We start from the raw sequence: 22,856 nt of genomic DNA on the forward strand, positions 1-22,856 counted from the left end.
GTTCGCCTCGACCATTTCCTTCTTGGCGATGCGCGCCTCGCGCTCGCCCTTCTGGACCATGTTGACGATGCGGCGGAACTCGGGAAGCGCCATGCCGGTGGTGGCGGCGATGTCCGAGACTTCCGAGCGGATGCGTTCGACAGGATCGGCCTCGGCCTCGGCGAAGGCGGCCCACTTCTTGTCCTTCTTCGCCATGTCGGCGAGCCAGGTGTCGTCCAGCTCTCGGCCCATGTAGGTTTCGAGGAAGTCTGCGCGCTTGACCTTGTGACGCTCGGCAAGGCGCAGCATCTGGCCGCCCAGCGTGGTGAGGCGGCGGTTGAAGGCGTAGAGGTTGTCGACGAGATACTCGATCTTCGACGCGTGGAACTTCACCGATTCGACCTGCGCGGTGAGGTCTTCGCGAAGCTGCTGGTACTGGTCTTCCTTGGCGGCCGGGAAATCGATGCCCAGCGCCAGCGCGTCGAGACGCTCGGACTGGAGGCGTTCGAAGGCCTGGAACAGCTCGGTGATGAGGATGAACTTCTCAAGCGCTTCGGGCTTGAGGGCCGCTTCCATCTGCGCGAGGCTGAGGGTGTTGTCTTCTTCCTCTTCCTCAGCCTGCCGCTTGGGGATCGGATTGCCGTCCTCGTCGACCTCGGAGGTTTCCTCCTCGACGTCGTCCTCGTCCTTGAAGGAGGGACCGGCGGTCTTTTCGCTGATCTCGCCGTCGTCGTCGCCGTCTTCCGTCAGGCTTTCAGGCGCGGGCTCCTTCGAGAGCATCGCGTCGAGATCGAGGATCTCGCGAAGCTGCATCTCGCCGTTGTTGAGCGCTTCCGACCACTGGATGATGGCGTGGAAGGTGATCGGGCTCTCGCACAGGCCCAGGATCATCATGTCGCGACCGGCTTCGATTCGCTTGGAGATGGCGGCTTCGCCCTCTCGGCTGAGCATCTCCGCCGCGCCCATTTCGCGCAGGTACAGGCGAACCGGATCGTCGCTCCGGCCGAGGGCTTCCGCACTCTTGCTGTCGGCCGCGCGGCGTCGGGTGCCTTCGCCGCTTTCGGCGAAACCGCTGTCTCCGTCGCGATCCTCGTCCGCGTCCAGTTCCGGCTCGGCATCGGCCGCATCGTCATCGTCTTCATTTTCGACGATTTTGACGCCCATTTCCGAGATCGCGGCCATGATGTCCTCGATCTGTTCGGAAGACATCTGGTCCTGCGGCAGCGCAGCGTTCAATTCGCTGACGGATATGACACCGAGGCGCTTGGCCCGCGCGATCAATCGCTCGACCGAGCCCCGGCCGGAATCGATCAGCGGTGCGTCGTTCTCCGCGCCATAATCTTCGTTGCTCATTCTTGTTCGCTTTTTATCCATTGTGCGCCTTCGGCGGCGTTGCTCCGCCAGGCAAAGACGTCGGTCTGAAAGTGCATTGCCTGACACAGCGGCAAAGCGCCAGCGATCTGTCACACGGCAAACCGGCAAGGGCCATTTTGAACGCCGACAGCTTTCCCGTCTCTATCATGGGTATCAAGCAGGCCGCAGGCAATGACGCCCATGCGTTTTCATGTCTCGGGGCATAAAGAAGGCTGTAGTTCGTGATTCCGATCAGCCGCCAGAGCATGGCCTTGGCCGGTGGAAACCGGCCAAGGCCCGCGGACCTCAGCGAAGGACCAGATTGACCGCCGAGGACTTGCCGCGGCGATCGATCTCGATTTCGAACTCGATCTGATCGCCTTCATGCAGGCCGGACAGGCCCGAGCGCTCTACGGCACTGATGTGCACGAAGGCATCGGGCTGGCCGTCATCGCGATTGACGAAGCCAAAGCCCTTGGACGCATTGAAGAACTTGACCGTGCCGCTGGCGCGTTCGCCCGTGGACTGGCGCTGTGCCGGCGCGGATTCCCGCCGAGTGGCGGTGATGACTTCGCCGACGATCGAGAGATTCGTTGCGGAGACCTTGCCGCCACGGTCGACCAGCTGGAACTCAAGCTGCTGACCTTCGGCAAGCGTCGTGAGGCCGGCGTCCTGAACGGCGCTGATGTGAACGAAGGCATCGTCGCCGCCATCTTCGCGCTGGATGAAGCCGAAGCCCTTATCCGCGTTGAAGAACTTGACCACGCCGCTGCCCTCGCCGATGACCTGAGCAGGAGCGCCGCCGCGAGGGCCGCCGCCGCCGAAACCGCCGCTACGCGCACCGCCAAAGCCGCCGCGCTGCCCGCCACCGAAACGGTCGTTGCCGCCGCCGAAGCGGTCGTTACCGCCGCCGAAACGGTCATTGCCGCCGCCGAAACGGTCATTGCCACCACCGAACCTGTCACGGCCGTTACCGCGATTTCCTCTGTCAAAAGACATGACTAAAACGTACCTTCGTTGCGCTCGGTGAAAAAATGGCCCATGCGCTTGAACGCGGCGCGCCGGGCGTAATAACAATCAGCTTACAATACGAAGTGTTCTGACAGGGCTGTGATACCCTATGGCTGATTGTCAGATAAAAATTTAATGATGTATATCTATTTCGAAATATTTTGGCACGTAAATGCTGCATTTGCCAAAATCCCGGGCAATTTTGCCTTTGGGTTCGAAAATATTTCCTGCAATTGCAGTGCGTATTGTGGGGCGCGGCGATCGATGTCTTGATTCCTTTAACGGTCATCACGGCGCGTGCATCATGATTGGCGCGCTTTTTTGGACTTGTCTCGCTGCATCGCTGCCCCATAGCACCGAATTTCCCGTCAGACCATCCGAGAGCCTCGTACAGTAAGGTTTTCCGAGATCGGCGCGGCAGTTTACCGGGAATCCTTGAAAAATCCGGCTGAATCGGGCTCGGCGGGGCAGGAAATACGATACCTGCAACACTCCGTCGCTTCGCATCGCGGTGAAAATCTTGGTGTGGCGAGCCATGGTGCCAGCTTGCGCTTGCGGGGCGAAGGGAATCGCAGCCGCCCGAATTCTGTCTTGAGAATGAGAAAAGGACGGGCAAGGGGCCGCTCGGCGGACTTTGATCGATCGGATCGATGGTCAGGCCTTGCCATGCGGCAGGGCACGGCGGGGGATGCCTGTGATGCGAAACCATATTGAATGGCTATGCAGGATTTCCAATCGCCGCCGGTGAATGGGCGGATTTCCGCGGTTTTCCCGGCAGGAGAATGAATGCCGCGGATCCTGAATTCCGATGATTCCCGTGTACGGTGAAGGAGGGGCGGCCGAACGGGCAAGTCCAAGTGTCTATAACGGCGGGATATATAGGCGTTCGGTGAAGCGCTCGTTCTCCCCCCGGCCCGAGGAATTTACCTTGCTCGATTTTCTGAACAATTGGCGGCTTCCTAAAAAGCTGCTGGCAGCCTTCAGCCTGCTCATCGCGCTTCTGAGCGTAGTGGGTATCAATGGCCTTGTTTCGACAAGGACCATGAACTCTATCGCCCAAAGCCACGTCGATCACGGCATCGCCAGCATGTCGGCGCTGGAAGCGGTGATCAGCAATGCGCAGGCGCTTCGCTCGCTGGTCTATGCCAGCTACATCGCGAAAGACGCCGGCGAAGCGCGCGATCTCAAGCAGCGCTATGACACCGCGCGGGCCGATCTCGACAAGGCGGTGGAAGAATACAGCCAGGTAGCCGATGTCAGTCTGGCAGGCGACCTTACCCGGCTCAAGAGCGGGATCGATAGCCTCTATGCAGTGAACGAGCGCACCCTGAACCTGCGAAGCGCGGGCGATCTCGAGGGCGCGCTGGCATTGATGAACACCGATGGTCGCGCTGCCTCGCGCGATGTGACGACGCGCACGGATGCTCTGGTGGACAAGGTTCGCGAGCTTTCGAGCCGCCGAGCCGAGCAGGGGCAAGCCACTGCCGAACTGACGACCTGGCTCTCGGCTGGCCTCGCTATCATCGGAATCGCGGGAATTCTGCTCATCTGGCGCGTGCTCGTGCGCACCGTCGCCGCGCCGATGAGCCGGATCACCGAGGTCACCACCTCGCTTGCCGAAGGCGGCCACCAGGCGGTGCCCTATCGTGAGCGTCGTGATGAAATCGGCGAGATAGCGCAAGCCGTCGAGCAGTTCCGTGTCGCCTCCGAAGCCCGTGCCGAGATCGATGCGCGCCACGCCAAGGAGCAGCAAGTCGTCACCTCGACGCTGCGAGCCAGCCTTCAGGCCATCAGCGAAGGCGACCTGACGCGGTCGATCAACGCCGATTTTCCGCCGGCCTATGGCGAACTCAAGAACAACTTCAATTCGGCTGTGGGAGCGCTGCGCGATCTCATCGGTGCGGTCGCTGAAAGCGCCGTTACGATCCGCACCGGCTCCAGCGAAATCGCCCAGGCATCCGAGGACCTGGCTCGTCGTACCGAAAGCAACGCGGCCAGCCTTGAAGAGACTTCGGCGGCCATCACCCAGATGGATCAGCGCCTGCGCGCCACTGCCGAAGCCGCCGGTCGCACTGTACAGCGGGCCGATGGGGCCATGGGTGTGGTTCAGACCGGCCGCTCGATCGCCGATGAGGCCGTGCAGGCCATGGGCCGCGTCAGCGAGAGCGCCAAGGGTATCGATTCGGTGATCGAGGGGCTCGACAAGATCGCCTTCCAGACCCGCGTCCTTGCGATGAACGCTGCCGTAGAGGCAGGCCGCGCAGGCGACGCAGGGCGCGGTTTCGCGGTGGTGGCCGATCTCGTCTCCGCGCTCGCCATGCGCTCGGAAGAGGAAGCTAAACGAGCCCGGGAGCAATTGACGGCGACGCAGACCGATATCGGTACTGCTGTCGGAGCGGTGCAGCGCGTGGACGGCGCGCTCCAGAACATCTCGGGCGACGTGACCGAGGTGCACACACTGCTCAGTGACATCGCGGCTGACAATCAGGTGCAGTCGTCGACGATCACGCAGATCAGCGCAGCGATCGGCACGATGGACCAGGCGACTCAGCAGAACGCGGCGATGGTGGAGCAGACTTCGGCAGCGGCGCGCACTCTCAACAGCGAAGTCACCGCTCTTTCGGACCGCGCTGCAATGTTCCGCACCGGAAATGGTGGCGTGTCCCATTCCCCGCGCTCGTTTCCTGCCGCTACGCCGCGCGGCGCAGGGGCGGCGATCCCTTCCATCTCAGTTCGAAGCCCCAAGGTGGCCGCATTGGCAACCGGGCAGGACGATGACTGGATGGATTTCTGACCGGGATGTGAGGGCGCGAAGAAGGCGCGGATCGGAGGGTTGCCGTTCTTTGGATGGGCGGCAACCTCCATCAACCTTGTGCCTGTCGCAGGTTCTCCCGGATTTGTGCGATAGCCGATAATCAATTATGTGAATGAAAAATCATCATATCTATTGATTTTTGATATGAGGTGCGATGCCGCAATCCCGAGGAAACAGCGCAAGATAGTGCGCGGTTATTCAAAGGGAGAGACTAGGCTCAGGACCCATTGATTGACGGAGGTCGATGTGATTCAGGCTCCGCAAGGAGACTGAGCATGAGCGGCCTGCCAATCAATGGGTCCTGAGGCTGCAATGGGCGCTAAGCGGACCCGCCTCGCTGCGCCAGAATCTGCTATCGCGGGCTAACCTGCGGAAGGGTCGATCAGGAACTTCTCGCCTGTGGCCTTGCGCTCGTATGCTTGCAGGACGTCCGGCTCCAGGGCTTCCGCCAATCCGATCACGCGGGTGTATTTGCTGGCGAATGTCGTTGTCAGTTCGTCGATCACGCGGCGGCGCAGGCGGGCTACGACTTCGGGGCCGGCTTTCTGGAGGAACGGGAACAGTAGCCAGCCCGACACGCCCCACTGGAAGCCGAAAGCCAGCCGATTGAGGATCGTCGGCGAAGTGTCCAGTGCGCCGTAGATGTAGAGCTGTTTGAACACGGGTGAGCCGTAGCGGTTGTATTCGGGCATCGCGCGGACCTGCGCCTGTTCCATGGCCTGCATGATGTCGCTGCCCAGCGTCCCGCCGCCGATGGCGTCGAAGGCTAGGGTTGCGCCGGTTTGCTCCACGGCTTCCGCAAGCCGGGCGGCGAAGTCGTCGTCCTTGCTGTTGACCACGTGCGCGGCGCCGATCTCGTTCAGAATGTCGGCCTGCTGCGTGGAACGGACGATGTTGACCAGCGGTATGCCGTCCCGCAGGCATACCTTCTGCAGCATCTGCCCGAGGTTCGATGCGGCGGCGGTATGGATGATCGCCTTGTGCCCCTCGCGCCGCGCAGTTTCGACGAAGCCGAGCGCGGTGAGCGGGTTGACGAACATCGAAGCGCCGCTTGCCGCCGTCGCGCCTTCGGGCAGCGGGATCACCTCGCTCGCCTTGATACGGCGATAGTCGGCATACATCCCTCCGCCGATCATCCCGACCCGCCTGCCTTCCAGCGCGGCGGCGTTCCGTCCGGCTGCGACGACGGTTCCGGCGCCTTCGTTGCCCACGGGCATCGACTGGCCAAGCCGCGCCGCGACACCGGCCAGACGGGCCGGCGGAATATCGAAAGTCAGGCTTCCGCCTCTGCCATCGCGCCGTTCGGGTGTCGCGATATCGGCAGGGCCGAGCAGCAGTCCCAGGTCGCTCGGGTTGATCGGCGCGGCTTCCACGCGGACGACGATCTCGTCGTCTGCGGGATCGTCGATCCGCACCTGTTCCAGCGACAGTGTCAGCTTGCCGTCATCGATCGTGGATCGCAGTTCGCGTCCCGTGAAGCCCATGACCTTCTCCGCTTGTTTGGCCGCGGCCGAATTTGCTGCCAGTCGGCGGAACATAGGCAGTGCGCCGGCCCGCGCAAGGATCGGACAAGAAAACGGCCTGCTTCCAACAATAACATTGCCTTGCAGTTTGCCGAGGTCATAGTTGGCGCCAACGAGAAGATGGGAAGGGTAGAGGACGTGCAGAACGAAGCCGATACGACCACGTCGTTGTCCGCGATTGCCTCCGATCCGCGTTACCGCAAGTTGGTTGCAAGCCGGTCTCGCCTTGGCTGGCAATTGGCGGGAATAATGCTGGCGGTCTTCTTCGGCTTCATTCTCGTGATAGCCTTTCGCAAGGACCTGCTGGCGGAACCGATCGGCCAGGCGACCACGACTTGGGGCATTCCGGTGGGTCTCGGGGTGATCCTCGTAGGGATCGCGCTCACCGGCTTTTATGTTTTCCGCGCAAATCGCGATTTCGATCCGCTGCTCGAAGCCATTCGCAAGGATGCCGCGAAGTGAGCGGCCGCCTTGCCGCAGTGCGCTCCGGATCGGTTCTGGCTGTGCTTGGCATGGCTGTTCCCGTGCCGGCATTCGCCGACGCCGTGACCGGGCAGACGCAGCAGCAGCCGACGAACTGGCCTGCGATCCTCATGTTCGGGGTGTTCGTGCTGGCAACTCTCGGGATTACCCGCTGGGCGGCACGAAAGACCCGTACGACGGCGGATTTCTACACGGCGGGAGGCGGTATCACGGGATTCCAGAACGGATTGGCGATTGCCGGCGATTACATGTCGGCGGCATCGTTCCTGGGGATCTCCGCCCAGATTTTCGCCGACGGCTACGATGGGCTGATCTACTCGACGGGCTTTCTGGTGGGCTGGCCGATCATTCTCTTCCTGCTGGCGGAACGCCTGCGCAATCTCGGCCGCTACACGTTCGCGGACGTGGCATCCTTCCGTTTCGCCCAGACCCCGGTCCGTCTCTTTGCCGCTTCCAGCACGCTCGCCGTCGTGCTGTTCTACCTCATCGCCCAGATGGTCGGCGCGGGGCAGTTGATCAAGCTGCTGTTCGGGCTGCCCTATTCCTATGCCGTGGTGATCGTGGGCGTGTTGATGACGTTCTATGTCCTGTTCGGGGGCATGATCGCGACCACATGGGTCCAGATCATCAAGGCGGTACTGCTCCTGGGCTGCGCCACGCTCATGGCTTTCGCCGTGCTTGCCAGCTTCGGCTTCTCGCCCGATGCCCTCTTCGCGCGCGCGGTAGAAGTGAAGACGGCGCTGGCACTCGATGCCGGCGCCGACCCGGCGACGGCGGCGGCCAAGGGGCGGTCGATCATGGGGCCGGGCAATTTCATCAAGGACCCGGTTTCCGCGATTTCCTTCGGCATGGCGCTCATGTTCGGGACAGCGGGCCTGCCGCATATCCTGATGCGCTTCTTCACCGTTCCCGACGCCCGGGCCGCGCGCAAGTCCGTACTCTGGGCCACCGGCTGGATCGGCTATTTCTACATCCTGACTTTCATCATCGGCTTCGGCGCGATCGTGATGGTCGCGACCGAGCCGGCCTTCCTCGATCCGGCGACGGGCGCCTTGCGAGGCGGCGGTAACATGGCCGCGCTTCACCTGGCTGATGCGGTTGGTGGCAACCTGTTCCTCGGCTTCGTCTGCGCGGTCGCCTTCGCCACGATCCTTGCGGTCGTTGCCGGGCTGACCCTGGCCGGTGCGTCGGCCGTCAGCCATGATCTCTATGCGTCGGTGCTGCGCAAGGGAGAGGCGAGTTCCGAGGATGAACTGCGCGTATCGCGGCGAACGGTGGTGGTCCTCGCGCTCGTCGCGATTCTGCTGGGCATCCTGTTCGAGAACCAGAACGTCGCGTTCATGGTCAGCCTGGCTTTCGCGCTGGCCGCCTCGGGCAATTTTCCGGTGCTGCTGCTGTCCGTGCTGTGGAAAGGCTGCACCACGCGCGGGATCGTGTGGGGCGGGTCGATCGGCCTTGCGCTGGCGCTTGTCCTGACGATCCTGTCACCCGCGGTCTGGGTCTCGGTGCTTGGCCATGCCGACCCGGTGTTCCCCTTCACTTCGCCGACGCTGTTTTCGATGCCGCTGGCGTTCTTCACGATCTGGATCGTTTCCCGGCTTGACAGGAGCGGCCGCGCGGCAGTGGATCGTGCAGGCTATCTTGCGCAGCGTGTCCGTTCCGAGACCGGGATCGGTGCCGCCGGGGCAAGCGCGCACTGATCTCCCCGGCTCCTTCGGAAAACCGGAAGCGTCGTCTGGACTGGGCCGGGGACGACGATATGAAGTGCCGGAATGAAATCTCGAAGCGATATCACAGGCCTCCTCGATGCTGCCCGGACGGTGATTGCGGCCAGGGGCATCTCGGGCATGAGCCTGCGCACCGTCGCAGAGGAAGCGCAGATTTCGGTCGGCTCGATCAGCTATCGTATCGGTGACCGCGCGGCGCTGATCGCCGCAGTGCTCGATCGCGAAGTCGAACTCATGGCCGAAGCGCGCCGTGAATGGCGTGAGCGGGTGGGGGATCACGACCCTTTCGGCGCCGGGAGCCTGGCCGATCTCATCTGCGAATGGCTGGACCAGGGCGCGCATTCCCGGCGCACGTCCGCGATCGTCACGTGCGAACTGGCCTTGCTGGCCAGCCGCGAGCCGCAATCGCTTCGCGCGATCGACGCGCTGCTGGATGAGGGGGAGGGGCTCTGGCGAGACGTGCTGCCCCCCACCCCGCTGGGCGGGCGACTGGCCCATTTCATCGCCAGCTACTGTCTGGACGAACAGGTCTTCTCCATTCTTCTGGCCGATGAGACCGATTACCGCCTGCTGCGCCATTCGACCGTGCGTGCGATGCTGCGCGGCAGCGGGGCGTCCGGCGATCCCGCCGGTTCGCGGTGGCACATGGCGCTGGTGGAACGGCTCGCGGTGCCGGCCTCGGCCGCTTATGACGAAACCGCGGTGCCGCCGCAGGGCGCCAAGGGTGCCATTGCGGAGAATATTGCCGATATCATCGTGGAGCAGGGGGTGGGTGCCTTGTCCCACCGCACCGTGGCGCAGGCGGCGGGCGTGGCGACCTCCAGCGCCGCTCACCACTTTCCCACGCACCGCGATATCCTGTTCGCAGGGGTGGAGGCCGTCTATCGCCGCCTGCGCAGCCGCATCCATGCCAGCGGTGCGAGGCTGGGCAGCAGCGACATCATCCGTCTTACGCACGAATGCGCGCTGGCGGCGCTGGGCGATCCGGCATTCCGGCCTTTCGCGATCGACATGCGGCGCAGGCGGGCGGAAAATGTCCATGGCCAATATGCGCAATGGCTGGGAATTCCCACGGACAGCGACCGGGCGCGCATCCAGGCGATCGTCATGGCTTCCATCGGAAACGGCCTGCGCAGCCTGGCGACCGAGGCGGAATGGCAGGCCGCGCCGGATCTCGTTCATGCTTTCACTGGCAGCAGTACGAGTGTTTTAATTGAACGAAAAATGCAGTGAAATAACCAATACGATTGTCCTGAAAGAGTCATGAAGCGCGCTTAGAGGCGCGTCCTGAAGACCCGTGGTCAACAGGACGGAGCCCCTATGTCTGCCTTCAAGCGCAATCGCAGTATCCACCTTCTCTCGACCATTCTGGCAGGTGCGATCGCGCCGTGCTGGGCGATGACGGCGCAGGCCGCCGAAGCCCCCGTCAGCGATGACGCGCTGCCCGAAATCACCGTCACGGCCGAGCGCCGCGCGGAAAGCAGCCAGAAGGTGCCGCTGGCGATCCAGTCCATCGACGGCGAGACGCTGGCCAAGACTGGCTACACTTCGGTCACCGATCTGCAGTACACGATGCCGGGGGTGCAGTTCGACCCGACCCAGGGCGCCGCGTTCCAGATCCGCGCGTCGGCAGCACCTCTTTCGACTTCTCGAACGCCAAGTCGGTCAGCGTGGTCGTGGACGACGTGGTCATGGACGGCCAGCGTGCCAACGGCCTTACCGGGCTGGTCGATATCGACCGGGTGGACGTGCTGATGGGGCCGCAGGGTACGCTGTTCGGCAAGAACGCCACCTCGGGCGTGATTGCGGTGACCACCACAAAGCCGAAGATCGGCGAATGGTCGCTGCGCGGCAGCGCCAGCTTTGGCGAGCATGACGAGCGCATCCTGAACGCTACCGTGAACGTGCCGCTCGGCCCCATCGCAGCGCTGCGCGTCTCCGGGTTCGACCAGGCCTTCGACGGGTTCGGCCGCAACGTGACGCTGAACCGCAAGGTGGGATCGCAGCACGAGTACGGCGGCCGGGCGCGGCTCTATCTGGAACCGTCGGACAGCTTCAACCTGACGCTTTCGGGCGACTATGCCTACCACTGGGACAGCAGCGTGCGCACGCCGGTTTCCGGCCAGTCGGCGGAAGTGACCGCGATCCTCAAGGAATTGGGCGTCGTTCCCGGACCGAAGAGCGCCGATACCGCGGATTCCTCGTTCGGCCAGATCATCACCGAGGAATACGGCACCTCGCTGCGTGCCAATGCGAAGCTGGGTGACCACGAGCTGACCTCCATCACCGCCTACCGCGCGACCCGCTATGACAACTGGACGCCCGCCAGCCTCACGCCCTACGATCGCTACGCCTACATCCCGTTCAATCTCGGCCAGCTCGATACCGACAAGTTCAGCCAGGAAATCCACCTGGCCTCGCCGACCGGCGGCTTCGTGGAATATCTGGTCGGCGCGTTCTACAACCGGCTTCATGCTCGCCAGACACAGCTTCAGTGGTCGACCGGCGGGCAGCCGCTCTACGATGCCGCCGGCACGCCGCTGCCCACGCTGATCGCGCTGACGGGGGCGATCGGCAAGGATGGAAACGCCTCTCTGTTCGATTCCGTGAACGAAACCGTGGCCGCGTTCGGCCAGCTCAAGTTCAATTTCACTCCGCGCCTCAGCCTGACCCTGGGCGGCCGTTACACGCACGACAATAATTCGCAGAGCATCGATTACGTCTATGTAAACCCGCAGGCGATTGCCGGGTACACGCCGAACTTCGTGGCTTCCAGCGCGGCTCCGGCTTATGATTTCGGCCGCGTGAAGGGAGATAACTTCTCCTTCCGCATCGCGCCGACCTATCAGCTTGCCGACAATGTCATGGTCTACGCGACATATTCCACCGGCTACAAGCCGGCCGGGATCGCCTTCGTCGGCAACAAGTACGCGCCTTACGAGGACGAGACGGTCAAGGCATGGGAAGCCGGCATCAAGTCCGAATGGTTCGGACGCCGCCTGCGCTTCAACCTCGACGTGTTCCGTTCGGACTTCAAGGACTTCCAGGCCACGATCCTGACGCAGATACCCGATGGATCGGGCGGCACGATCAACGCCACGGTCATCGGCAATGCCGGCGGCCTGCGTACGCAGGGCGTGGAAGGGAACCTTGTGGTCCAGCCGATGCGCGGCCTGCAATTGTCCGGCGCGGTGACTTACACCGATGCCAAGTTCACGGACTACGTCTACAATGCGACCACCAACTACACCGGCTCGCGCCTGACGAATTCGCCCGAATGGTCCGGTACGGCAGCGGTCGACTACGATCACGAGTTCGGCTCCGGCCTCGGCCTGCGCGCCCATGCCGACTATGCCTATCGCAGTGAATACTGGACCGTGGTGGGCCAGCCTGCCTATTCGCATGTGCCGGGCTACGGACTGGTCAACGGCCGGGTGAGCGTGAAGCTGCCCGATCGCCCGGTGGAGATCGGCGTCTACGCCCGCAACCTGTTCGACAAGTACTTCTCCACCGGCTGGCAGCAGTACGGCGTGCTGGGCCTGTTGCACTACACGTCGCCCAATGCGCGCCGCACGGTCGGCGGCTTCGTCAACGTCAGCTTCTGACCCGCGCGAACCCGAAGGAGCACGCATGAAACGGATGAAACCGGCCATGGCGATCGCCGCCATGGCCGCGCTCTGGGCCAGCGCGGCCATGGTCAGCGCGGACGAAGCCGCCCCGCTCGGCACGCCGCCGGTAAACGCACCGGCCGCCGAAGGGGAAAGGCTGCCGATCAATGCGCTGCAGGTGGTGGGCACGCACAACAGCTATGCGCTTCCGGCCGACCCGCGCGCGATGGCGGTGATGGCCCCGCGCCTCAGTGCGCTCATGCAGGCGATGACCGGCGGCATGAGCGCCGAGCAGCGCGCCGCCATGGAGGACGAGCATCCCGGCGGCCTCGGCGGGATGGCGCAGGCGCTCGACTATGTGCAGATGCCGCTTCAGGCCCAGCTTCGCAGCGGCGTGCGCAGCGTGGAGATCGATCTCCAGCCCGATCCGCAGGGCGGGGCCTATGCCGATCCGCTGCCCTATCGCGAACTGCGGGCCCGGGGCGTGACCGATCTTTCGCCGATCTACCGTGACGAACTGGCCCGGCCCGGCCTGAAAGTGCTGCATCTGGCGGACCTCGACTTCCGCAGCCAGTGCCCCACCTTCCGGTCCTGCCTGACGCTGCTGCGCCAGTGGTCGGACGCGGAACCGAACCACAGCCCTGTCTTCGTCCTGCTTGAACCCAAGCTTTCCGGACTGGACCGCGTCATTCCGGGCGCCACCCGGGTGCCGCCGTTCGACAAGGCGCAGTTCGAGGAAGTGGACGCGGCGATCCGCGAGGTTCTCGGCCGGGAACGGGTGATCGCGCCCGACGACGTGCGCGGCGCGATGCCGCGGCTGGAAGACGCCGTGCTCGCCGGGCGCTGGCCAACGCTGGGCGAGGCGCGGGGCAAGTTCGTCTTCCTGTTCCTGGTGCCCGCGATGAACCTGGCGGCGTTCAGGCCCTATCTCGATGGTCGGCCCTCGCTGGAAGGACGAATGGCCTTCGTGCAGGGCAAGCCGGGCATGGCCCATGCCGCGTTCATGCTTTACGATAACGCGCTGACGCATGGCGCCGAAATCCGAGATGCCGTGCGCAAGGGCTATCTCGTCCGCACCCGTGCCGATATCGACACCGGCGATGCCCGCCGCGACGACGCCGCCGCCGGGATGCGGCACTGGCCAGTGGCGCGCAGATCGTGTCGACCGATTATCTCACGGCGCCCAACATTTACGGCAATGGCTATCACCTTGCCCCGTCGGCGCGCGGCTGGCGATGCAATCCGGTCGTGACCGGTTGTCCGCGCCCCTGATATCCGCATTCATTGGAGAACATCATGACCACGCGCAGGGCGCTTCTTGTCGGTGCTCCGACGACCTTGCTGGCCGCTCCGTCCGCTTTCGCGCAGGCGCTTGGCGAAGCCGGTGTTTCGGGCGGCGACCTGTCCGCGCTCGAACGGCTCATGGCGCAGACGCTGAAGGGCGAGCTGGGCGACGAGGCCCTGGCCCATGAGCTTGCCGCTCATGTCGCCGATGCCGGTTTCCGCTGGGGCTATCCGATGTTTCCGGTTCGCGAGGCGGACAGCGTCGTGGCCTACAGTTTCGGCTATCGTTCGGCGACGGGGAAGGTGAATCCCGATACCGGCCTTACCGACGGCGAGGAAGCGCCTGAACCGGGGCCGATCAATGCGATGCTGGCCGATGCCGTGCAGGCCATTCGGCGGTTGCGCAAGGTGCGAGTCTACGCGCAATGGGAAATCGCGCAAGTCCTCGCCGACAGGCACGGCATGAAGGATGTCGTGCCGATCTACCCGGCCAAGGGCGAGGATGGCCGCAAGACCTACCTCAGCACCGATGGGGTCGCGCGCGGCGTGATCGCTCATGCCGGCACGGCGCAGGCACTGGGCAAGGTCGCCGTCGTCGGGCACCGCGATCATGTGAAGCGCTGCATCCTGGTCTCTCGCGCCAACGGCATGGCGGCCGCCGCCGCCCGCGAGGTGCCGCTTCCGGTGGATTACGACCCTCGCTCCGCCCAGCCCTGGACCCGGCGGCGTGACGCCTACCTGCTCAGCGATGTGATCGCCCAGCTCACGATGGCGCGGGCGCGGATATTGTCTGACCTGCCGGGCTGAGCACGCGGGCACCGCTCATGCGGCTGGGTCACTGTTTCCACGGCGTCAAAAAAGCGAAGCCAATCGCGGCTAGGGCAACCTGCATGGCCACCGCGTTCGAATCCTCCATCCCGCCGCCAGCGCGGCCCGGCGCGGCCACGGCGATGAGGCTTGGTTACAGCAGCGGCAACATGGGCAAGAGCCTTGTCTGGAGCAGCTTCGAAAGCGTGCTGCTCTATTTCCTGGTGCTGCATGGCGGGGTTCCCGTCACTCATGCCGGTGTGTTGCTAACCTTGCTCATGGTGTGGGACGGGCTGGCCGATCTCGCCATAGCCTACCGTACCGACCGGACCGGGAGGCAGGACGGACTGGCACGGCTGATCGGCATCGGGGCACCGCTTTGCGGCGCCTGCTTCGCGCTGATTTTCGCCGCGCCGGTGCTGGGCGGCACGGCGTTTTCGCGAACGGCCATCGTGGTGGCCGCCGTGATCGGCAGCAGGATCGGCTATACGCTTTGCGATGTCGGCCACAACACGCTGATGGTCCGCATGGCGGCGAGCGAACGGGACAGTTCCGGAATTTCGGCGCTGCGCCTGATATTCAGTGCCCTCGGCGCGGGATGCACCGGGCTGGCATTGGCGCAAGTGCTGGCGATCCACGATCCTTCGGACCAGCGCCGCGCTTTCGTTGCGTTCGGCGTGGCGGGGGGAACGATCTATCTTTCAACTCTGCTCATCGCCCGCGGGGTGACGCGGCATCTCCCCGCGACCGGGCGCGAACCTTCACGAGGCGGCGCGGTACGGATGGTACGCAGCTTGCTTGCAGACAGCGGCTATCGGCAGATACTGGGCATCGTCGCCGTTCAGGGCGCGCTGGTGCCGTTCTTCATGCGCGCATTGCCGTTTCTGGGGCGTGCCACCATGAGCGAGCCCGCATGGCCGGGATGGGCCTTGTTCGCGATCACGCTTGGCCACGGCGTCTCGCTTCCGCTCTGGATGAGCGCCGCGCGGTGGCGCTCATCGCGGGACATCCTCGCGCTGGCACATCTCGGCTTCATCGCGGCCATGGCCGGGTTCGCCCTCGCTTTCCGGCAGCCCGCCGCCACGGCGTGCCTGTTCCTGCTTGGCGCGAGCCTGGCGGGCATGAGCATGGCGGTCTGGGCGCTTCTGGCCTCCTATGTGCAGTCCGGCCGGTTTTCGGGCGCCGGAGGAGAAGCGCTGCCGGTGGGGCTGTTTCTCGCCACGCTCAAAGTCGCCTCCGGCATCGGCACCATGCTGCTGGCGGCCGTCCTTTCCGCGTGCGAGGGCGCGGCAGCGGGTGGCGGCGTGGGAAACCCGGTGCTGGCGGCCTCTATCGGCCTTCCCGCTATCGGCTCTGCCTGCCTGTTGCTCGTCCACTCCCTTGGCCGGTCCCCGGGCCGACCGGCATAAGGGCCGCAGCGGCGGCTTCCGGTCAGTCCTGCGGCATTCCGGCCATGATCTCCCGGCGGATCGCCGCGATCCCCATGGGGCTTTTCCAGCGCATGCCGATGTCGCGGGCCGGTGCGCCGGGGCCGCTGGAGGACAGCTCGGCGAAACGCGAATCCTGCGCCCGGAACACTTGCGTCATCGTGCCGTCGCGGGCGGTGCCGTTCATTTCGGTCCAGTGGTCTGGATGGATGTGGCGATCCATGAAGCAATCGACGAACAGCGCCTGCCCGACCGCTTGCGGATCGGCATAGCGGCCGTCGGCGAAGCGGGTGGTGGGGTGCCACGGGCGGGCCAGCGCCACGGCATGGTCGGGCACGCCCGTCTCGCGCGTCAGGCGGCAGCGATGGAAGACGATCCCGTGGGCCTGTGACAGCGGCGTCGATGGCGCGGCTACAAAGGACTGGAATTCGCCGGGGGTATAGGGTGCTGCACGCGTGCGGGTGCGGATTTCGCTATCCTCGATCAGCAATTGTCCGTTGCCGAAGATGAAATCGACATTGCCGGCGATCAGGCTCTTGCGGATCAGCGCGCGGCCGCCATTGGCGAACAGCGTGTCCTGATAGCCGAGCAGAGCCACCCGGTCGAGGCGCACGCGGTCGCTCTCGATGTCGAGCAGCAGGGCGGCGGCTTGCGGGTTTCCGATCTTGCTCTCGGCGCCATCAGGCAGGCGGTCGTTGGCGAGATAGTCGTAAGTGTTCTCGATGGTGAGGTCGCGGACGGCGATCTCCCGCGCATTGATGGTGAGCGTGGCCGATCCCGGCGTGCCCCAGCCGTTGCGGTGATAGGCCTTGGCGGTCTGCGCGACGCGCCGAAATGGATGCGGGTGTTCTCGCGCCCGCTGCCCACGAGGCGGATGCGGTCGCGGGCGATGACGGGCTTTTCCGCATAGTCGCCCGCGCTGACGCGGATCGTGATCCAGCGCCCGCTCGTATCGCGCGCTGCGGCACCGAGCGCATGCCGATGGAGGTGTAGCAGGGCGCGGCGCTTCCCGTGCAATCGCGGCGCACCGCCAGTTCGGTGGCGGGGGCCTCAGCCGCTGCGGGATGTGCGATCGCCGCGAGGAGCGGCAGGGCGAGAAAGCGGAGGCGTGTCATTTCGGGCTCTCGGCAGGGGCGAGACGGCGGAGGAAGATGTCGATCTCCCCGGCGGTGCGGGAGAGCCAGGGATCGAACAGCCAGAAGTCGTGCGGAGCGCCGGTGAAGGCGAATTCGCGGTGCGCCACGTGGTTCCGGTCAAGCGCGGCGATCACCCGGTCCTTGCCCACCGTGAAGCGGGCAATGCCGCTGCCGACGATCAGGGTGGGCGGCGATTGCGGCCCCACATGGCTGGCGGCGCTGGCCTCGCGCCAGCGCTGCGGCATCGCCTCGAAGCTGCCGCCCAGCCAGCGGGCGAAGGGGGAATCGGGGCCTGCCGCATTCTCGAAGCGCAGGGCTTCGGGATCGGCCATATCGAGCACGCCGTCGAGGTCGATGAGGGCGTTGGGCCTTGTCTTGCGCGTCTCTCCGTAAAGGCCGCCCGGTCCCGCATAGGCAAGCAGCGCGGCCATCTGTCCGCCCGAAGAGGCACCGCCCAGTGCGATGCGATCGGCGCTGATGCCGAATTCGCCGGCATGGCTCTTTGCCCATGCCAGTGCGTCCGCCACGTCCTCCATCCCGGCGGGGTAGGGCGCTTCGACCGAGAGGCGGAACTCGGGCAGGAACACGGTATAGCCCCGCTGAGCGAGCAGGTTGGCAAGCGCGTAGAAATGCGTCTTCGCGCCGGAACGCCATGCGCCGCCATGGACCAGCACGATGCCCTGTCCGTTGGCTGTCGCCGGCCCGAAGATGTCGAGATGGAGCGTCCGCGCTGCCAGGGTCTTGTAAGGGCGATCGAACAGCACCGATTGCCCTTCGCGCCATGTCACGGCGGGCCATGCGATGCCGGGGTAGACGTCGCGATACTGTGCGAAACGCTGGTCCACGGTATAGCTCTCGTCCACCTCGCGCGCGAGCCCGGCAGGGCGATCAGCGCCATCGCGAACGTCAGGCCGGATCGGAACAGCTTGGGCATCGCGCATCCTTCAGCTTCTCGAATTTGGAAAAGGGGCCGCGTCCGGGGGAGGACGGCGGCCCAGGGAGCAACTTTTGCAGCGTCAGAACTGGTATCTGGCGCCCACGAACCACTGCGCGCCGGTGCGGGAGAATTCGCGGGTGAGATACTGCGTGCCGTCTCCGGTGCCGTAGATCCGCTCGCGCTCGTTGGTGATGTTGATGCCCTGCACGTTGAGGCTGAGCCGCTCGGTCAGGTTGTAGTAGGCCGAGAGATCGACTTGCGTCGGGCCGTACTTGCGCTCCTGCACATGGCCGTTGCCGCCCGGTTCGCTCAGCAGATAGTCGTCGCGCTTGTTGACCGAGACGCGCAGGCCCAGCTTGCCGGTGTCGAAATAGCCGGTGAAGTTGTAGGAATTGGGCGAAAGCCCGGTGGAATCGTGCGCCGTGACATGGGTGTAGTTCGACGCGATGCCGAAGTTGGAGAAGACTCCCGGCAGGAACGTGAACGGCAGGTTCAGCGTCACTTCCACGCCCTTCACCTTGTCCCCGTCGGAGGAATTGACCGCTGTGTAGAAAGTGTAGGGCACCTGGGCGGGATCGGCGTTGTAGGAAGGATCGTAGCGCGGGTCGGCATAGATCGCTGCCCAGTATTCCTGCGGCACCATCTGTTCGATCACCGAGGTCTTGAGCGAGCGGATGATGTTCTTCTGGAACAGCCCTACCGCGAACAGGCCGCTTTTGCTGAAGTACCATTCGAGGCCGAGGTCGAAGTCGTCCGACAGGTAGGGCTTGAGGTCGGGGCTGCCGAGGTTGCTCACCGTGCGCGTGGTATATTCGAACACCGGGCTGGCGATGTTGAGTGAGGCAAGGCCGGGCCGGGTCATAGAGCGGGCATAGGCGAAGCGGGCGACGAGCTCGGGCGTCAGGTTGAGCGCGGCGTTGAACGAGGGCAGCAGGTTGTCGTAATGGCGCTTCACCTCCACCGGCGAACTGGCGATGACCGCGCTGGATTCCACGTCGGTGCGGACATAGCGAAGCCCGGCATCGAGGCGCAGGGTCATCGAACCGATGTCGAAATCGCCCATCACCTCGCCATAACCGCCCGTGGTCTTTTCCACGACCTTCCAGCCCGCCGCGACATTGGCGGTGTAGCCGTCGTTGAACAGGCCCGAGCCGGCGATGGCGTCGAAATCGACCACGGCGAAGGTGGGCAGCCCGCCCGAGACCACGCCGTCGCCGAAGTGGCCGATCGGGAAATCGGTCATATAGGCCTGAGGCTCGAAGCTCGGCAGCGCGCCCTGCGCTTCGGAATAGCGCACCATGCGGCGGCTGTAGGCGACGCCGGCCAGCGCGGTGAAGCGGCCCTGCTGGAATTTCGCGTTGGCCTTGGTCGTGAAATTGTCCTTCACCACCTTGTTCAGCCGGTTGGCCGCGGTCAGCGCGTTGATGTAGTTTTCCGGATCGTTGGGGTCGTAGTCGCCATAGTCCACCACCGCCACGTCGCGGCTGCCGGTATAGTCATAGGAATAGTAGTGCGGGATCGAACGCGCGTAGAAGCGCAGTTCGCTGCGGTCGGCACTGTCGCGGGCCTTGCCGATCATGCCGTCGAAGGTGAGGTTGTCGCTCGCCTCGTATTCGCCCGAGAAGACGAACTGGGTGAACTTCGAGGTCGAGGTCTGGTGGCGGCTCTCGTACCATGAGGTGACGTCATCGAACGCGGCGGCGACCAGTTGCTTGCCATCGGGGGCAATCGTGAACGAAAGCGGGGTCTGCCCGACATAGTTGCCCGCAGACCCGTGCGTGAGCAGCCATTCCATCGAGTTGTAGCTGTAGCGATCGTTGTCGAGCTGCGAATAGAGCGCGTCGAACGTGAGCTTCAGCCCGTCGAGCGGGCGGGCCTGGATCGAGCCGCCAAGGCCGAGCCGCTTCTGGTCGTTGCCGAAGAAGTCGGCGCGGGGGAGGCGCGGGGCCCAGAGGCAGTCGAGCGAATCCGCCGCGCCGCAGTTCTCGGGGGTGCCCGAGACTTCGGGATCGGTATCGGCCCAGCTATCGCCGTTAACGAAGGGCGAGGTCCAGCGGACGCTGGAAAAGCCCTCCTGATAGACGGTGCGCTTGGAATAGGCCGCAGAAAGCAGCACGCCGATGGTGTCGTCCGCGAACGTGTCGGAGATCATGACCGTGGCGCGGGGATCGACCTTCCGCGAGACCGTGTTGTAGCCGGCCTGGCCCGAGGCGACGACGTGGAAGCCGGGGGAATCGAACGGCTTTGCCGAATAGAGATCGACCGTGCCGGCGATGCCGCCTTCCTCGATCGAGGCGCGCTGGGTCTTCTGCACGTCGATGCGGTTGAACAGTTCGGAGGCGAAGACGTGGAAGTCGAACGCGCGGCCTGCGTTGATCGTGAAGCCGCCGGAATCGAGCCCGTCGCTGCTGGCGGGCACTTCCATGCCGTTGAGCGTGGTGCGCGTGAAGTCCGGCGAGAAGCCGCGCAGGGTGATGTTGCGCCCTTCGCCGCCCTCGCGCGAGATGGTCACGCCCGGCAGGCGCTGGATCGATTCCGAGAGGTTGAGGTCGGGCATCTTGGCCATGTCCTCGGCCATGATGCTCTCGGTCACGTTGATCGCCTGGCGCTTGACGTCCTGGGCCCGCTGGAGGCTGCCGCGAAAGCCGGTGACGATGATTTCCTCGGCGGTCGGCATGGCTTCGGCGGCGGGGGCGGCATCCGTGCTGGCGGAGAGCGCGACAGGCGGCTCGGCCGAAAGCGCGGGTGCAAGAGCCACTGGAACGGTCGCCACGGTCATGCGGGCGGGATTGCCGGCGGGCATTCGGCTGCCGGCAACGATGGCGTAGGACGCCGGGCCGGTGCGCCGTGCCGAAAGCCCCGTTCCTGCGAGCAGCCGCGCCAGCGCCTGGTCTACGGTCATCTCGCCGCGCACGGCATTGGTGCGGATTTCGTGGGTCAGCCGGCGGGCGGCGATGATCTGGATGTCTCCCTGCCGGCCGAGCTGGGTAATGGCGGTTTCGGCAGGCTGGGCTTCAATGACGAACTCTCTGGTCTGCGCCGCGGCCTGCGCCGGCGATGCGATCGTGCAGACGATGGCCGTAGTCGCGAACAGCGCATTACGCACTTTGTTTTTGTGCATTATTATCCACCCCAAATATTTATTGCGGGTTTCTTCGAACCCGTATTGTCAGAGAGTCATTCCTCCGAAAAATCCTTCCCCTGAATTTGTTTTAATCCGAAGAATTGAGAGAAATTCTGATGAGGTCGGGATTGCTGGTATCCAGCGTTATCCCAAGGCTGGCCTTCACGGCTTCGGCGAAGCCTTCCGGGTCGTTGATGCGGAACAGGCCGTCGAACTGTTCGCGGGCGATGCGCGGGTCGGCGATCACGATCTGGCGGGCGTTGTAACGGTTGAATTCGTTCGCAGCTTCGTAAAGCGTGCGCCCGTCAAGATCGATCATGCCGCTGCGCCAGGCCAGCGAACGGTCGACCGAGGTGGGAATTCCGGCCTCATAGTCGATCACGGCATGGGCGCTGAGCGTGGCGCGGTCGCCCGCTTCAAGGCGCATGTGCAGATCGGGCCCGCCCGCCGGGGCCGCGCTCCAGGTTTCGACCACGCCCTCGGTGACGAGCACTTCCACACCGGTTTCGCGCCGCCGTACCGAGAAGGCGGTGCCGACCGCGCGCACGCGGACGTCGCCCGCGGCCACCACGAAGGGCCGTTTGGCGTCCTTGGCGACCTCGAACCAGGCCTCCCCTTGCGCAAGTTCGATGTCCCGGCTGCGCCGGCCATGTCGACGACCAGTTCGCTTCCCGAATTCATCGTCATGACCGAACCATCGGCCAGCGGCAGGCGGCGGATTTCGCCGAGCTTCGTTTCGTAGACGGCAGGCGCGCTGCTCCAGCGCACGCCGGTCACGGCAACCGCGGCCGAGGCGGCGATGCCCGCCAGCAGCCCGCGCCGCGCCAGCAGCGCAGGGCGGGCAGGCGCGGCTTCCTCGCCGTCCTGTGCGGGCGGAGCAGATTCTTCTTCCGGCACGGCGGCGGGCGTGAGGGCATACCACTGGGCCTGTACTTGCAGCAGCAGTCCCTGGCGAAGCGGGTCTTCGGCCAGCCAGGCCTGAAGCTGCGCCTCGTCCGCTTCGCTCCACGCATCGCCGTCCATGCGCGCCACGAAGGCGGCGGCGGCATCGTGCGCCGCCTCCCGCTCGCGGGATCGGGGATCGTGCGTGCTCACCATGGGCGGGCCTCCCGGCGCTCCGCACCCGTGAGGCGTTGCTCGTTCTCCGCCTCTGCCGCGTCCCAGGCGGCGCGGATCGCGCGAACGCCCGACCAGACCTGCTTTTCCACGGCCTTCTCGGTCATCCCCAGGTGCGCGGCAATTTCCTTCTGCGACCAGCCTTCGATCTTGCGCAGTTCCACCACGCGGCGGCAACGCTCGGGCAGGCGGGCGATGATCTGCAGCACGCGGGCGTAGTTCATGCGGCTGGACGCCTGATCCTCGGGTGAGGGGGCTTCATCGTCATACCAGCTTTCGACATCGCTGAAGGCTTCCAGAACGACCACCTGCTGGCGCTTCATCCGGCGCAGCATGAGATTGCGGGTGATCGCGAACATGTAGGACAGCGGCCGGTCGATGTGATCGACCGAGGGGAGCATGGCTATGCGGCAATAGGCTTCCTGCATCACCTCGTCGACATCCTCTGGCGAGAGGCGCGAACGGGCCAGCCAGCGCCGGACCCGCGCCTCGTGGGGCACGATTTCGCGCGCGACCCAGACCGCGA

General features: G+C 64.8%; 17 protein-coding genes and 1 pseudogene. 9 read left to right on the top strand and 9 right to left on the bottom strand.

Annotation, left to right across the window (positions count from 1 at the left end):
* Window positions 1-1,332, bottom strand: a 1,332-nt coding sequence (locus tag ADT71_RS07105; RefSeq protein ID WP_304437735.1) for an RNA polymerase sigma factor region1.1 domain-containing protein, incomplete at its 3' end; no start/stop codon positions are given.
* Between the two features lie 306 nt (window positions 1,333-1,638).
* Complete coding sequence (locus ADT71_RS35265) at window positions 1,639-2,331, bottom strand: cold-shock protein (RefSeq protein WP_054435959.1); 693 nt, start codon at window positions 2,329-2,331, stop codon at window positions 1,639-1,641.
* A 940-nt stretch (window positions 2,332-3,271) separates the two neighbouring features.
* Here ADT71_RS35265 and ADT71_RS07115 point away from each other — a divergent pair.
* Window positions 3,272-5,137: a methyl-accepting chemotaxis protein gene (locus tag ADT71_RS07115; RefSeq protein ID WP_165913240.1), complete on the top strand. Its 1,866-nt coding sequence runs from the start codon at window positions 3,272-3,274 to the stop codon at window positions 5,135-5,137.
* A 383-nt stretch (window positions 5,138-5,520) separates the two neighbouring features.
* Here ADT71_RS07115 and ADT71_RS07120 read toward each other — a convergent pair whose 3' ends face one another.
* Entirely contained in the window at window positions 5,521-6,642 is a 1,122-nt protein-coding gene (locus ADT71_RS07120) for a zinc-binding dehydrogenase (RefSeq protein WP_054435985.1), read from the bottom strand.
* Window positions 6,643-6,762: 120 nt separating this feature from the next.
* Between ADT71_RS07120 and ADT71_RS07125 the strand changes: the two genes are divergently transcribed.
* The 8 genes from ADT71_RS07125 (at window position 6,763) to ADT71_RS07155 (ending at window position 15,999) form a co-directional block, all read left to right on the top strand.
* The gene (locus ADT71_RS07125; RefSeq protein ID WP_231635670.1) at window positions 6,763-7,143 is read left to right on the top strand and encodes a DUF485 domain-containing protein; all 381 of its coding nucleotides are present in this window, start codon (window positions 6,763-6,765) and stop codon (window positions 7,141-7,143) included.
* Window positions 7,144-7,193: 50 nt separating this feature from the next.
* A complete protein-coding gene (locus tag ADT71_RS07130; protein WP_132469244.1) occupies window positions 7,194-8,864 on the top strand; it encodes a cation acetate symporter in 1,671 nt (556 codons plus the stop codon).
* Window positions 8,865-8,936: 72 nt separating this feature from the next.
* Window positions 8,937-10,124 carry a TetR family transcriptional regulator gene (locus tag ADT71_RS07135; RefSeq protein ID WP_054435961.1) on the top strand — a complete coding sequence of 396 codons (1,188 nt, stop codon included), beginning with the start codon at window positions 8,937-8,939 and terminating at the stop codon, window positions 10,122-10,124.
* An 87-nt stretch (window positions 10,125-10,211) separates the two neighbouring features.
* Window positions 10,212-10,646: a hypothetical protein gene (locus tag ADT71_RS33125; protein WP_231635671.1), complete on the top strand. Its 435-nt coding sequence runs from the start codon at window positions 10,212-10,214 to the stop codon at window positions 10,644-10,646.
* A complete protein-coding gene (locus ADT71_RS07140; protein WP_231635672.1) occupies window positions 10,562-12,496 on the top strand; it encodes a TonB-dependent receptor in 1,935 nt (644 codons plus the stop codon). Before ADT71_RS33125 ends, ADT71_RS07140 begins: the two co-directional genes overlap by 85 nt.
* Before the next feature lie 25 nt (window positions 12,497-12,521).
* Entirely contained in the window at window positions 12,522-13,751 is a 1,230-nt protein-coding gene (locus ADT71_RS07145) for a Ca2+-dependent phosphoinositide-specific phospholipase C (protein ID WP_369818195.1), read from the top strand.
* A gap of 44 nt (window positions 13,752-13,795) precedes the next feature.
* A complete protein-coding gene (locus ADT71_RS07150; protein WP_132469193.1) occupies window positions 13,796-14,590 on the top strand; it encodes a hypothetical protein in 795 nt (264 codons plus the stop codon).
* 83 nt (window positions 14,591-14,673) lie between these two features.
* Window positions 14,674-15,999: an MFS transporter gene (locus ADT71_RS07155; RefSeq protein ID WP_054435963.1), complete on the top strand. Its 1,326-nt coding sequence runs from the start codon at window positions 14,674-14,676 to the stop codon at window positions 15,997-15,999.
* 22 nt (window positions 16,000-16,021) lie between these two features.
* Here ADT71_RS07155 and ADT71_RS07160 read toward each other — a convergent pair whose 3' ends face one another.
* The 6 genes and pseudogenes from ADT71_RS07160 to ADT71_RS07180 all read right to left on the bottom strand — a co-directional run bounded on the left by ADT71_RS07160 (window position 16,022) and on the right by ADT71_RS07180 (window position 22,830).
* Window positions 16,022-17,083 carry a pectinesterase family protein gene (locus tag ADT71_RS07160; protein WP_369818197.1) on the bottom strand — a complete coding sequence of 354 codons (1,062 nt, stop codon included), beginning with the start codon at window positions 17,081-17,083 and terminating at the stop codon, window positions 16,022-16,024.
* A gap of 45 nt (window positions 17,084-17,128) precedes the next feature.
* The gene (locus tag ADT71_RS07165) at window positions 17,129-18,094 is read right to left on the bottom strand and encodes an alpha/beta hydrolase (RefSeq protein ID WP_054435964.1); all 966 of its coding nucleotides are present in this window, start codon (window positions 18,092-18,094) and stop codon (window positions 17,129-17,131) included.
* A gap of 75 nt (window positions 18,095-18,169) precedes the next feature.
* On the bottom strand, window positions 18,170-21,211 hold the full coding sequence (locus ADT71_RS07170) for a TonB-dependent receptor (RefSeq protein WP_054435965.1): 3,042 nt from the start codon (window positions 21,209-21,211) through the stop codon (window positions 18,170-18,172).
* Window positions 21,212-21,302: 91 nt separating this feature from the next.
* The gene (locus tag ADT71_RS33130; protein ID WP_231635685.1) at window positions 21,303-21,641 is read right to left on the bottom strand and encodes a hypothetical protein; all 339 of its coding nucleotides are present in this window, start codon (window positions 21,639-21,641) and stop codon (window positions 21,303-21,305) included.
* Between the two features lie 99 nt (window positions 21,642-21,740).
* Window positions 21,741-22,337, bottom strand: a pseudogene (locus ADT71_RS33135) (FecR domain-containing protein); the annotation flags it as partial.
* The gene (locus ADT71_RS07180; protein ID WP_231635673.1) at window positions 22,306-22,830 is read right to left on the bottom strand and encodes an RNA polymerase sigma factor; all 525 of its coding nucleotides are present in this window, start codon (window positions 22,828-22,830) and stop codon (window positions 22,306-22,308) included. The gene ADT71_RS07180 and the pseudogene ADT71_RS33135, both read right to left, overlap by 32 nt.
* Window positions 22,831-22,856 lie beyond the last annotated feature (26 nt).

The sequence above is a fragment of the Novosphingobium sp. ST904 genome, assembly GCF_001298105.1.
Taxonomy (GTDB): Bacteria; Pseudomonadota; Alphaproteobacteria; order Sphingomonadales; family Sphingomonadaceae; genus Novosphingobium.

Coding starts and splice junctions, on each gene's coding strand:
- ADT71_RS07170 (WP_054435965.1), bottom strand. CDS start 21,211: ATGCACAAAAACAAAGTGCGTAATGCGCTGTTCGCGACTACGGCCATC.
- ADT71_RS07150 (WP_132469193.1), top strand. CDS start 13,796: ATGACCACGCGCAGGGCGCTTCTTGTCGGTGCTCCGACGACCTTGCTG.
- ADT71_RS07120 (WP_054435985.1), bottom strand. CDS start 6,642: ATGGGCTTCACGGGACGCGAACTGCGATCCACGATCGATGACGGCAAG.
- ADT71_RS07130 (WP_132469244.1), top strand. CDS start 7,194: ATGGCTGTTCCCGTGCCGGCATTCGCCGACGCCGTGACCGGGCAGACG.
- ADT71_RS07135 (WP_054435961.1), top strand. CDS start 8,937: ATGAAATCTCGAAGCGATATCACAGGCCTCCTCGATGCTGCCCGGACG.
- ADT71_RS07155 (WP_054435963.1), top strand. CDS start 14,674: ATGGCCACCGCGTTCGAATCCTCCATCCCGCCGCCAGCGCGGCCCGGC.
- ADT71_RS35265 (WP_054435959.1), bottom strand. CDS start 2,331: ATGTCTTTTGACAGAGGAAATCGCGGTAACGGCCGTGACAGGTTCGGT.
- ADT71_RS07145 (WP_369818195.1), top strand. CDS start 12,522: ATGAAACGGATGAAACCGGCCATGGCGATCGCCGCCATGGCCGCGCTC.
- ADT71_RS33125 (WP_231635671.1), top strand. CDS start 10,212: ATGTCTGCCTTCAAGCGCAATCGCAGTATCCACCTTCTCTCGACCATT.
- ADT71_RS33130 (WP_231635685.1), bottom strand. CDS start 21,641: ATGCGCCTTGAAGCGGGCGACCGCGCCACGCTCAGCGCCCATGCCGTG.
- ADT71_RS07165 (WP_054435964.1), bottom strand. CDS start 18,094: ATGCGCGATGCCCAAGCTGTTCCGATCCGGCCTGACGTTCGCGATGGC.